This window comes from Dapis brunnea BLCC-M229 (genome assembly GCF_050015995.1).
Lineage (GTDB): Bacteria > Cyanobacteriota > Cyanobacteriia > Cyanobacteriales > Microcoleaceae > Trichodesmium.
Genome location: NZ_JBNHEP010000094.1, coordinates 20,383 through 33,351 on the forward strand (window position 1 = coordinate 20,383; position 12,969 = coordinate 33,351).

6 protein-coding genes are annotated in these 12,969 nt (G+C 34.3%); all 6 read left to right on the top strand.

The annotated features are described in order from the left end of the window. The first annotated feature begins 332 nt into the window (after positions 1-332). The 6 genes from ACP6PM_RS10695 to ACP6PM_RS10720 all read left to right on the top strand — a co-directional run bounded on the left by ACP6PM_RS10695 (position 333) and on the right by ACP6PM_RS10720 (position 12,626). Positions 333-3,677 carry a family 10 glycosylhydrolase gene (locus tag ACP6PM_RS10695; protein ID WP_426584429.1) on the top strand — a complete coding sequence of 1,115 codons (3,345 nt, stop codon included), beginning with the start codon at positions 333-335 and terminating at the stop codon, positions 3,675-3,677. Positions 3,678-5,415: 1,738 nt separating this feature from the next. After that, positions 5,416-7,923, top strand: coding sequence for an alpha/beta hydrolase (locus tag ACP6PM_RS10700; protein WP_426584431.1), 2,508 nt, complete (start codon positions 5,416-5,418; stop codon positions 7,921-7,923). A 1,892-nt stretch (positions 7,924-9,815) separates the two neighbouring features. Continuing rightward, entirely contained in the window at positions 9,816-11,504 is a 1,689-nt protein-coding gene (locus ACP6PM_RS10705) for an alpha/beta hydrolase (RefSeq protein WP_426584433.1), read from the top strand. Next, complete coding sequence (locus ACP6PM_RS10710; RefSeq protein ID WP_426584434.1) at positions 11,494-11,769, top strand: hypothetical protein; 276 nt, start codon at positions 11,494-11,496, stop codon at positions 11,767-11,769. Before ACP6PM_RS10705 ends, ACP6PM_RS10710 begins: the two co-directional genes overlap by 11 nt. Before the next feature lie 34 nt (positions 11,770-11,803). Beyond that, positions 11,804-12,046 carry a PAS domain-containing protein gene (locus ACP6PM_RS10715; RefSeq protein WP_426584436.1) on the top strand — a complete coding sequence of 81 codons (243 nt, stop codon included), beginning with the start codon at positions 11,804-11,806 and terminating at the stop codon, positions 12,044-12,046. A 91-nt stretch (positions 12,047-12,137) separates the two neighbouring features. Next, positions 12,138-12,626: an EAL domain-containing protein gene (locus ACP6PM_RS10720; protein ID WP_426584554.1), complete on the top strand. Its 489-nt coding sequence runs from the start codon at positions 12,138-12,140 to the stop codon at positions 12,624-12,626. Positions 12,627-12,969: the final 343 nt, after the last annotated feature.

The following is a 12,969-nucleotide window of genomic DNA, read 5'->3' on the forward strand; positions in this document are numbered from 1 at the left end:
ACTATTCTAATGATTTGCACTCTATATATTTTTATCCATACAGGACTCAGAAAAATTATAGTATCTTCCTTAAATAGAGCAAAGAAATTAGTGTTTTAGATTATATCCATAAGTATAATGAATTAGGCTGAAAATGCACGAATTTAAGTTAAAATAGATAATTGCAATGAATTAATTATAGGCAAATGTGGATGTATAATTCATTATTCACCAATATAATTTTATCGGATAAAAACTCGGTGAAACTACATAACTATCAATTAAAGCGATTATAAATCAATTTATTTACAACAATTAGTTGTTGATTTAATTTAATCAGAAAGTGAGGAGTAATGAGTAAAAAAAAGGATTTATATACACAGATTTTACCAAGATTGGCAGGTACATTACTAAGTTTAATGGTACTGTTACCCAACCCTGGTAGAGCTAATGTTTTATTAGGCATAATTCGAGACCCAGAAAATACAGATGAATGGAATGAAATTATTACACGAATCCGCGCTTTAGGTATTAGTTATGAACCTATTGATTTAAGACAAATAAATACATTAGCTGACCTATCTGGAGTTAAAGTTATCTTTTTACCGAATATTGAGACTTTAACTCAAAGTCAAGTACAAATTCTTGAAGAGTGGGCGAAGCAGGGAGGAAAATTAATAGCTAGTGGCCAAGTAGGTAAGAGGTCTCAGCCAGGAGTAAGGCAACAATTGCGATCGCTCCTTGGTTCTTATTGGGCTTTTCCTTTAAGTCAACCTACTACACCAGAACCTAAATATCGTTGTTTAGATATTGCGTGTAAAGAATCTACAAGTTGGGCACCAAAAACCAATAACCAAGGTACAGTTACAGGTGGAATATTAATTCCGGCAGGATTAAATAGTACAACGGCTGCTACTTGGAAGGGAAGTTCTGGTTCTTCAGCGGTAGTGATTACTCCCCAAGCTACTTATTTAGGTTGGCACTGGGGAAATAGTACATCTGCTACTTTAGACAGTGTTTGGTTACAAGCTACTTTGAATCGCTATCAAAGCGAGCCGCAATTTACTGCCAGAAATAATAATCCCTTAACAACAGGGAATAATAGACAGACCTTACCCACCACGAATAACTCCAATCCTCTTAAAATTAGACCTCGTACTTCTCCTTCACCAAGACCAAATAACGAAAATCTTAATATAGTTAGGGTTCAACCTCAAACTACATCTGTAAATACTGCTGAAAATTCAACCACAAATCAACCTGCGACCAAAGCTCAAAACTCAACTCCAGATAAAGATAATATTTGGCTCAGAACTCAGCAGCAAAGGATAAATACTCAACAACAACCTGAAAATTATACTCAACCAACAGAAACAAACTTAAGTCAAAATAATAATTCAGTTTCGGACGCAACAACAACTCCCCAGAGTAACAATGTTTGGCAAAGATTTCGAGAACAGACAGACCAGCAAAATCAGAAACCTGAAACTCTTAGAGAACAAAATACCCCTGTTAATTCCACTACTAATCCGACTCTAGAGACGACTAATAATAGAGGAGGAAGTCTTGGGAACAGATTCCCACAACAAAGAAACGAACAAAACCAAAAAACTGACACCGTTGGTAAAAACGACATCCCTATTAATTCCCCGGATAATCATACTCCACAGACTACAAATAACAGAGGGAGTATTTGGAACAGATCCCGACAAGAAACAACAACAACTACATCATCCTCTCGCCGTAACCCCTTAACTGCCTTACTTAGACCTCTACCCCTACCAGGAGTGCAAGTACCAAACTCCCAAACAGACCCTTCATCAGAATCAGCACCTCCAAGTTTAAATATTAGACGGGGAAACCATCCAATCAGTAGAGCTGAAGCTTATGCAATGTTAAAGGAATTAAATAATCTCCTCGGTAGGTTTGAAAGTGCTTTAGTAGCAGCTCAGTCAGCAAATGTAGAAGTAAATTTGGCAGCAGATGGCAGTAGCTTGGTAGCTGCCAATACTGACAATACTACATTTATTGCTCAAAGAAATCGAAAAATCAGAGATGCTCAACAAGTAATAACTAGAGCGCGTCAGGTAATTCAAAATTTTCCCCAACAGGTGGCAGCCAAACAATATGCTACTGCCAGAAATCAATGGCTGCAAACAAGGCAAATGTTGTGGAAAAATTACCCCACTGATGGAGAAAGAGCGGGGTCTGAGATTCGAGCTGTTTGGTTAGACCGAGGAACAATTGTTAGGGCGAGGTCTGAACGAGGTTTAGCGGGAGTGTTTGACCGACTCGCTGCTGCGGGTATTAATACTGTTTTCTTTGAAACTATTAATGCTGGTTATCCGATTTACCCTAGTAATGTTGCTCCGAGACAAAATCCTTTAACAATTTCTTGGGACCCTCTTGCGGCTGCGGTAAAGTTAGCCCGCGAAAGGAATATGGAGATACACGCTTGGATTTGGACGTTCGCAGTAGGAAACCGAGCGCACAACCGCGCTCTTGGTCAAGCAGATAGTTATTTGGGTCCGGTAATTTCGGCTCATCCTAGTTGGGTGATGACTGATAATAAGGGTCGTAAAAGACATCCTGCTGATGGGAAGGTTTATATGGACCCAGCGAATCCTTACGTTCGGCAATATTTGCTCAATATAATAGATGAAATTGCTAGTCGGTATCAGGTTGATGGGATTCACCTTGACTATATTCGCTATCCGTTTCAAAATCCTAGTCGGAATTTTTCTTATGGTTATAGTACGACAGCACGGAATCAGTTTCGGCAGTTGTATGGGATAGATCCGATGAAAATTTCAGCACGCGATCGCCAGAATTTGTGGAAGTGGAGTGAGTTTAAGATTAATCAAGTTAATAGTTTTGTTGCTAATACTTCTAAATTTCTCAAACGGAAATATCCAAAGCTGATTCTTTCGGCGGCAGTATTTCCTTTTCCCCGACATGAACGGTTCGATAAAATTCAGCAAGATTGGGAAAGTTGGGTTCTGAAGGGGGATATTGATCTACTTACTCCTATGACTTACGCTTTGGATACGAATCGTTTTCAGCAAATTACCCAACCGCTGACAAATACACGAGTATTGGGTAGCACTTTGATCACGCCAGCGGTTAAGCTTTTGAATCTTCCTGAGATTGTAGCAGTTGACCAGATTCAGGCAGCACGAGATTTACCTACTGGGGGTTATATTATTTTTGCTGCGGAAAGAATTACTGGTGGGTTGCATGGATTTTTGACTCGCACTCAAGGTGCGCCAGAAATGGATAATAATAGAAGAGCTTCTTTGAATGCTTTTACTAAACCTTCTCATATTGTGGAGGGTATAATTCCTTATCGTCAACCATTTGCAGCAGCAGCAGATCGTTTTCAAGCTTTGAAAAAAGAATGGAGTTTTTTGTTAGGAAATGAGCTACTTTCTCTGGAGGAATCTGAACTAGAGAGTTGGCGAAGTGGGGCAGAAGATTTGGCATTAGCTTTGGAAAAATTGGCTGATAATCCTGATAATAGTAATTTGAATAATGCTCAAAGAAATCTCAGGAAATTTCAGTTAAAGTTTAGAACTTCTATGAGTGTTCATGCTAGGGAAAATCCTTATCAAGTTCAAACTTGGCAAAATCGTTTAGCTGCTTTGGAAATGTTGTTAAATTATGGTGAGCGGGTGCGATTAAAGAGTAAGAGGTGGTAGGTTTTATAGCAGTTTTATGAATTTTTGCTACAAATAAATTTTAGGTATTAGGTAGTAAACAAATATTCATTTTGCCAGCATTGGAAACTAAGTTTCCAAGCATCCTATTATATCAAGTCTCATTAATTAGGGTTTGCTGAAAAAGTCTGTTAGTAAGGGAAGGGAATAGGCAATGTTGCAATAGTTGCAGGTATTAATTTTTCGGCATTTTTCCCACTCAGGTGAGGTCTAATCCCCAGCAGTTAAGATTAATTTAGTAATTTTTTGGCACTTTTTTCCTGGTTTAGCACCACTTAAACTGATGTATTATCAGGATTCTATATTTATTCAACTAGCCCTAATTAGCCATAATAAAAATTTTCTTCTATCTCAAGAGAATATTCTCTTGTTCCCTACTCCCTACTCCCTAAATTTTTTATTGTGGTTATTCAAATAGACATGATATTAGTTATTTGTAACATTCTTTTTTTTTACAAGAATATTACAGCGGTTTTCATATGAATAAGCCACAATGATACTAACTCCTAACTTCTAACTCCTAACTCCTAACTCCTAACTCCTGACTCCTGACTCCTGACTCCTAACAATGAGTTTAGTGGTCTACTCAACTGAAAAGCGCTGTAGGTGGTAGGTATTATACTAATTCTCAAAATGTTTACTACATTTCCTGAAAAAATATCTGATACCAAGCGTTATAAATTTTTTCTAAAAATAGTGGATATTAATTATAAATGCTTGTTTTTTGTATGAATTTATTAATATGATTGAGCGATAAAGTTTACCATTTTTCTTCCTTCTTCCTCACTTTATTCCCACTTCAATTCTTCCTTCTTTCTTACCTCCACGATTTGTAACATTATTTTTGATCAAAATTACATAAATCTTATTCTGAAACTCTTGTGGGGAATTTCCATGGAAATTCCCTAAATTATTTGTAAGCATTCAAGGATTAGCCTTTCCTGCGGAATGCACTTGCATTCAGTTTTTTCTTGGTAATAATTCTGCACTAAGTAATGAATAATATAAAATCCGGTTATACAGTAATTGCAAAATTACTTTCTCTGAATACAGATGTTCTATTGAATACGAATTATACAATTTCCAAGTTCCAATCTTTTCTTTCTCCTGGCTCCTGACTCCTGACTCCTGACTCCTGACTCCTGACTCCTAGCGCGATACGATAACTAATTACCCGGATTCTATATAAGAAAGATTAGTAAATAATGCTTTGAGAGTAACTTTTAATTTTCCCTCAATCTTTCAACTCTGATTTTTTCCTCAAAAAGAATAAGTTAATGGCTGAGAGCTAATAGCTGTTAACGTTTCGCTGCGCGACATGAAAAGCGTTAGCGTAGCTCCTCTGAAAGAGGCAGCTCCTCTGAAAGAGGCAGTTCCTCCCCAGGAGGCTGGTTGTTTGCGCAGCATTCCGCAGGAAATGCTTACGATTTTTTTTGCCTAATTGACCAAAATATAAAAATTTAATAATACTAATAAATTTAACACAATTATCAATTACAATTATCTATGACTTTTTGCTCTTAGGTAGTCAAGCAAAATTAATTGTATATTTAATGGTTAGGTTAAGTAGGTAGGCATTATTTTTATATCTACTGCTCCGGTATACAAGTATTTTTTTTCCCTATTTCTTATTTCCTGTCAAATGTTAAATTCATTTTACACAGGTACTTAATACAGGTATTTATAAATACATTTTTGAGATTAATATGAGAGATAAAAAATGAGTAAAAAATCTAGCATATCGACAAAATTATTAACAAAGATTTTAGTAATAGTAGGAATAATTAGCATTGGTATTTTGCAAAATATGTTGAAGCCAAAACCTGCTATGAATGCTGAAAGTATAGTATTTAAAGTTCCTAATCTCACAGATTTATATATGTCTGTAGATTCTCTAGAAGTATTTGCTAAAGAAGGCAGAATTACTAATGATTTTGGCTTCTATGCTGCTTTTATGACAAAAGAAGATTTAGCAAATTTGCGGAAAGTATTGCAAAAACGTTTTGATATACCGCCTGAATTAATTTCTCGCATTACTAATATGGCTATGGGGCAAGATTTCCTCAAATATTTGGGTCGGTTAGTACAAATAGATCCTGATATTAATGGTTATGATGCAATGAGAACTGCTTTAATTGAAGCTGCATCAGATCCAGAAGAGGGATTTACTATTATCAATATCATCAAAAAATTTCCCGCAAGAACAATCAGAATAAGTACAGATTTTTTATCTGAGTTTTCTAATGAGTTAACAACTTTCCAAGAATATCGAGATACTTCTATTACAGCAATTATTGAACAGGCAGAAAAGCAAGTTTCTACAGACCCACAAAGAGATTATTATCAACTGGCAGATTTGAGTAAATTAGGTCCTTATAAAGTAACTAAAAAATCTATTAGTTTTGAAATAAATAGTCTGCGCCAAACTTACACAGGTTTAACAGGTTATTATACTCTGGAAGCTGATATTTACTTACCTGAAGGAATTTCTAAACCAGTACCTTTAGTAATTTATAGTCATGGTTTTGGAGCAGAGAAAAAAAGCATTCTTTTAGCAGAACATTTAGCATCTTATGGTATTGCATTAGCAGGAGTTGAACATCTAGGTAGTGACTTAGCATATCGCCAATCTTTTCTCAAAGGAGAAGTAGATATAGATATCAGTCCTATTGAATATCTTAGCCGCCCATCAGACCTCACATTTTTATTAGATGAACTGGAAAATTTAGTCAAAAATGACTCCTATTGGCAATCTAAAATAGACTTAGAAAAAGTCGGTGCATTAGGAAATTCTTTTGGTGCTACTACAGTCTTATCTTTAGGGGGTGCTAATATTAATTTGCCTAGACTAAATCAAGAATGTGACCCGAAAAAATTGAGCTTAAATGTATCGGTATTGTTGCAATGTCGTGCTAGTTACTTACCACCTTCAAACTATGAGTTAAGAGACCCTCGTGTTAAAGCAGTTTTCGCTTATTTTCCTTTAACAAGTGTAGTTTTCGGACCTGAACAAATGAGGAATATTTCTATTCCGACTCTAATTATGGGAGGTAGTCACGATATTCTGACTCCAGGGATAGAAGAGGATGTTCATCCTTTTATTTGGATGAATAATAATTCAGATAAATATTTGGCTTTTTTGGTTCCAGGAACTCATTTTTCTACTAGCACTTTAATACCTGGTTTGCCAGAGGTATTACAGGGTCCGACGCCGGAAGTCGGACAGTATTATTTAAAAAATTTAAGTGTGGCTTTCTTTAAAAAGTATCTAGATAATCAATCGGAATACGAACCATATTTAACTGCCTCCTATGGCAAAGTGATGAATAAAGATTCCCTAAATTTGAATTTAATTCAATCTTTAACGCCACAACAATTAATAACTGCTTATGGCAGCTCTCCACCAAAACCAATCATCCCTTCACCTATTACTGCCAAGATTCCTCAACGGCAAGAAACTATATTGGAAGAAATACAAAGAACTGGAGTAATGAAAGTAGCAATGAGACGAGATGCTACTCCTTTTGGTTATGTAAATAATACAGGAGAATGGGCTGGCTATTGTGAAGATATTATCGATGCTTTTGCTGAAAATATTGCTCAGGAATTAAAAATTTCCACTGGAGTTAAAGTCATAGAAATTGTCTCTACTCTAGAAAACAGATTTCAATTAGTTCAAAATGGGATTGTACATTTAGAATGCGGTCCAAATACGATTAGGAATGATGTTAAAGGTGTAGCTTTTTCTAATCCTTTCTTTGTCACAGGAACTCATTTTTTAGTGAAAAAAGAAACACAAATAAATCCTGATGGTAATTTAGCAGGAGTTAAAACAGGTGTGTTGAGAAATACTACTACAGAAAAATTTATTCAAACAGAATATCCTCAATCGGAAGCAGTCTATTTTAAAGGTAGTAGAGGTATTAATGAAGCTCTAAAATCTCTGGTTAAAGGAGAAATTCAGACTTTGGCTAATGATGGGATTTTATCTGTTGGGGAATTGGTCAGACAAAATCTGGATATTAATAATTATAAGTTAGTGCCAGAAAAACCTTTAACTTGTGATTTTTATGGGATGATTATTCCTAATAATGACTCTGAATGGCAAACTAAAATTAATTCTTTTATTGACGGTGAGCACTCTCTACCTATTGATAAAAAATGGTTTAAAGATTTATTTCCTTATCAGTTAGAGGGTCTGGATTTTTGTGTGAATCAACAAAAGTAAATAAACCTATAGTATAAGTATTCAGGTAGCTCGCCTTTTCTGGGAAATCGACTTTTATTCAGCTTTTCTTTGGTAATAATTCTGTACCAAGTAATTAATCAGAAAGATTAGCAAAGAATACTTGGAGAGTAACTTTTAATTTTCCCTCAATATTTCAATTTGGATTCTTCCTTAAAAAAGAATAAGTAATGACTGAATGCTTGCCATATAGTATAGGCAATAAAAAAAGAATAAGGAAGATAGGAAAGGTAAAATTTTGGCAATGCCAAGAAAAAAAAGCAGGAGAATGGTAAATTTTATCGTTCAATTAGATAAAGAACTTTATACAAAAAAAATGTAAGCATTCAGCGTTCAGCTCTCAGCTATCAGCTTCATTACCTTTAAAAGAGGAAAAAGCAATAAGCGAGATTTCAAAGAATTAAAAGTTACTGTAAAAGTCTATCAGTTAACCTTAACGGTACTTTGGCAAAAAATATGTTAAGAACAACATCAAACCCTTATATAGTCTAGGTTTTACATTTAATCAACCTTTTTCCTGATATATCTAGGTTTGAGCCATTTTTAGCCTGAGCAACGTATTTTCCTTACGCCTACTAGCTTTGAAGGCATTTTCACTCTGAAAAATATCAAAGTACCGTTAAAAGTCTATGGAGCTACATCGTTCATTTTTATTGCACTCAAGCTGAATGCTTACAAAAAAACAGAAGCAGTTATTATTAAAATCCCCTATTTTTAGTAAATATTTATCAAACTTCTATTATAGCAATCCTATTTCAGTTCTAATATTTTAGTGGTAGTTAGGAGTCAGAATTCAGGTAGGGGAGGCGTCGAATTGTCAACTTACCGAATAATTAATAATTATTAATTAAATAATTCAGCGTTATTAGCCTCCCCAATAAAGGGGAAAAAGCGGTCGTTTGCGGAGCATTCCGTCAGGATGGGATGGCGAGGTTTCCCGAAGAGTGCAGAGCCACTCCGAAGTGCGCCATATCCAATCGACCAAGACAAGAAATAATATTTCCTTATATTCAATTCCCTAGCGGTTTTAACCAGAGGTAATTATCCATTATCAATTAATGAAAGGAGTCATAATTTCAAAGGTTTTCAGTTAAAATTAGCTGTTATAAAAATTTTCACAACCAATTGAGGATTGCTATAGTTTATTATATGGAGGAGATAATTAGGGTTTGCCGATAGAAAATTTCATAATTGACAGTAGGGTAGAAATACCTCTATGATTATTCTATTTTCCCAGATTTTATGTTTACTAAAAGCCTAAATTTTGTAGTTTACCCAAACAAAAAAATTTATTATATCAAATTGGAATAATTACTTATAGGAATTCTCATACTGGTGAAATATAAAATTCGTTTTTGTTCTACCAATTACCAAAAATAATGCTATACTTAGTTGACACTTCAATTGTTAAGTAATTAACACAGACTGAATAACTTTTTTGATAATTATTAGCTAGGAGCGCGTTAATTATTTATGTTTTTACTACGACCTACGGACGTTGCATACAACCTCCCTACCTCCGACCCTACTCCCCTACTCAAGAAAGTGTAGAAAAGTTTTTGAGAAATGGTATTAGGGAGTAGAGATTAGTAATTCGAGAGACAGGAAATAGCGGTGCGACCACGCGGGGTGCGACAGACGCACCTGGTAGCACACCAAGAGAGAAAAGAAGAAAAATCACTGTACCTTAGTAACTTGAGAAATGCTATATAAATAAATGGAAATAGGGAACAAGACATAGAAAGAAAGTCAAAGAAAAAGAAGTAGAAAAATTCTAGATTTTATCGTTAAATCTACTTAATAAGTTTAGACAACAAGAAAACAGTTATAATTAAAATTTCCTATTTCTAGCAAACATTTATCAAACTCGTATAATGAATAGCAAAATTAATCTAGATATTTTCAGAAAACGTCGTGGTCAAACAAAAAAAAGGATGCTTTTGTGGTTAAGTTCCCTAGCATTAGGAACTATTCCCCTTTTGTTGACAACTTTCTCAGCAAAAGCAGCAGAACAAATTTATTTGAATTACGGTATTTTGAGAATAGGAGTCTCTATTACTGCTTTAGAAAATTATGCTGAAACAGGTAAAGTTGATGAAGAATTAAAATTTTATCTCCTATTTGTTAATGCAGAAAATCAAGAAAAACTGAGAAATATCCTCAATTTTCAACTCAAGATTAATCCCATACAACTTGGTCAAGGTTTATATTCTCAAATGGGAGAAAATTTACTTAATTATTTGGGAGCAATGATTCAAGTAGATGGTAAAAATGGTGCTGTTGCTATTCGAGAAGCTTTAATCACAACTGCTGAATCTCAAGATTTTACGCCGATAAATTTATTACATAATTTTTCTGGTCAAATTCAGTTTGACATAATTAAAATCCTGGCAAATAAGAGAGAATTTGTTAGCTTGATTCAAGATACAGAAAAACTACTGCTAGAAGTTAAGCAACTGACATTAACTGCTGCCAATACTGAACCAAAAGTAAATTTTTCCAGATTACCAGATTTACGTCAACCAGGGAATTTTTATTTCTATCAAGAGACTCTTAAAATATACGATAAAAGTCGTCAACGCCAATTCCTTGTTAATCTTTATTTGCCTTCTAATCTACTAAAAACTCAAACCATACCAGTAGTTATTCTCTCCCCTGGTTTAGCAGCAAAACTTGGTCAATGGCAACATTTAGCAAAACATTTAGCTTCTCATGGTTTTGCTGTGGCAAAAGTACAACATCCAGGGAGTGATTTTAATCATTTTCAAGCTTTTCTAGATGGCAAAGAAAAAGATGTATTTCAACTCCGAGAATTTATTAACAGACCTCTAGATATTAGTTATTTATTAGACGAGTTAGAACTGCGAAACAAATCTCAATTCCAAGGAAAGCTCAACCTAAAAAATGTGGGAATAGCAGGTCAATCTTTTGGTGCTTATACAGCATTAGCTGTGGCTGGAGCAAAAATTAATTTTGAACAACTAAAACAAGATTGTTTGCCACAAATTAAATCTTTAAATCCTTCCTTATTTTTACAATGTCGTGCCTTGGAATTGCCTCAAAAAAATTATAATTTGCGCGATGAAAGAATTAAGTCAGTATTAGTTATGGACCCGGTGAATCGGAGTATATTTGGTCAGTCAGGTTTTAGTGATATTAATATACCGATTTTGTGGGTTGCTGGTAGTGAAGATCAATTAACTCCAGTGGTAATAGAACAGGTTTATCCTTTTACTTGGTTGCCAGTAAAAGAAAAGTATTTTATGTTGACAAAAGGCGCAAAACATCTGGATTTTAATGTGGCTGCTATTCAGGATGTAGAATCTGTAGATGATGACTCTTTAAATCAGTTAGTTAGTGCAAGTTCCCCTGTGATTAAGTCTTATATTAATGCTTTGGGTTTAGCATTTTTTCAGATGTATGTGAGGAATGATTCTAATTATTTGAATTATTTGCGTTCTTCTTATGCTTTAGCTATTAGTGAGGAACCCTATAATTTGGGTTTTTTGTCTACTTTGACCGGAGCAGAATTAGCTCAAGTTTTTGCTAGATATGACGAGTAATACCAAATATCACGCATTTTTGCTACATATCTTTTCTTTGGTAGCTAGGAGTCAAGAGTTTGCTGTAGGGGAAAATTTTGAGATTGAATACCGCATTCAAGATGCTCAAAGAAATTGGCATTGGTTTTATGATCGCTCCATTAGTAGACAATTAGAAGATGATGAAATTATTATTGAAGGATTAGCTAAGTTCCTATGCAAAATTAATTACACATCCTATTTTCCTGTTAAGTCTTCCCAGTTAAGTGTTCCCTTTCTTTACTAGGAAATTCCTAAAAGCATGACTACTTATAGATATTATGGAGCCCAAACAAATAGAAGAAAACTTGAGAGAAGCAAAACAGCTTTATCAGACAATTTTAAATAATACTTTAGAGGGTTTATGGATTGTAGATGCTCAAGATAAATCGGCATGTATTCTGGCAGTTAATAATGCTTACTGTCAAATGACTGATTACACGCGGGAAGAATTATTACAAATGTGTATTAGTAGAAGAAACACCATAAATAGTTGCTCAACATACACAACAGATAATTGCTAAAGGTAATAATTATTTTGAAACACGACATCGTGCCAAAGAAGGTTTAGTTTCCCCAGCATAATTTATTCCTGTTGCTGAATAAACAGGTTTAATTGTTCCTTTTGGTGAATATATTTTATGGGAATCTTGTCGCCAAATGAAAGCTTGGCAAAAAAAGTTTTCCCAGGCAGAGAATTTCAAAATTAGTGTTAACCTATCTGGGAAACAATTACAGCAGAAAAATTTCGTAAAAATTATTGACCGAACAATAAAAGAAACAGGTATACAACCACAAAATATGAAATTAGAAATTACAGAAAGTATGTTAATGGAAAATGAAACACAGGTCACAGAAAAAATCAGACAAATTAGAGAGAGGAATATTAAAATTAGTCTTGATGATTTTGGTACAGGTTATTATTCATTGAGTTATCTGCATCGTTTTCCAATTAATACTTTGAAAGTTGATCAGTCTTTCATCAGAAGAATTGGCGATCGGAACAGAAATTTAGAAATTGTTCAGGGAATTATAACACTAACACATACTTTAAGCATGGATATAATTCCTGAAGGTATCGAAATAGATTTTCATCTCACATAACTCAAATCTCTCAATTGTGAATTTGGACAAGATTATTTATTCTCTAAACCTTTACCTTCTGAGGAAGCAGAAAAGTCGATTATTGCTTAATAAAGCTACTGTTCTACTCGTTGCAGTTAATCATGAGAAGCAGATAAGTTAATTATGAGAATTTCCTAAATAGAATATAAGCTGTTTCTAAATTGAGAATAATTAATAACTTATTTGAATCAAAGCCAATATGCTTGAGCGATTGTTATATAATTGTTAGAGTATCTAGTAAAAACCAAAAATCAACACCCGCTATAGAAATGTTGTTCTGATTTTCCATTTATGGCATCCTACAATTAAATTCTAAAATTCT

Bases quoted from the DNA above. Each gene is read 5' to 3' on its own strand.
- ACP6PM_RS10695 (WP_426584429.1), top strand. From the start codon at position 333: ATGAGTAAAAAAAAGGATTTATATACACAGATTTTACCAAGATTGGCA.
- ACP6PM_RS10700 (WP_426584431.1), top strand. From the start codon at position 5,416: ATGAGTAAAAAATCTAGCATATCGACAAAATTATTAACAAAGATTTTA.
- ACP6PM_RS10705 (WP_426584433.1), top strand. From the start codon at position 9,816: ATGAATAGCAAAATTAATCTAGATATTTTCAGAAAACGTCGTGGTCAA.
- ACP6PM_RS10710 (WP_426584434.1), top strand. From the start codon at position 11,494: ATGACGAGTAATACCAAATATCACGCATTTTTGCTACATATCTTTTCT.
- ACP6PM_RS10715 (WP_426584436.1), top strand. From the start codon at position 11,804: ATGGAGCCCAAACAAATAGAAGAAAACTTGAGAGAAGCAAAACAGCTT.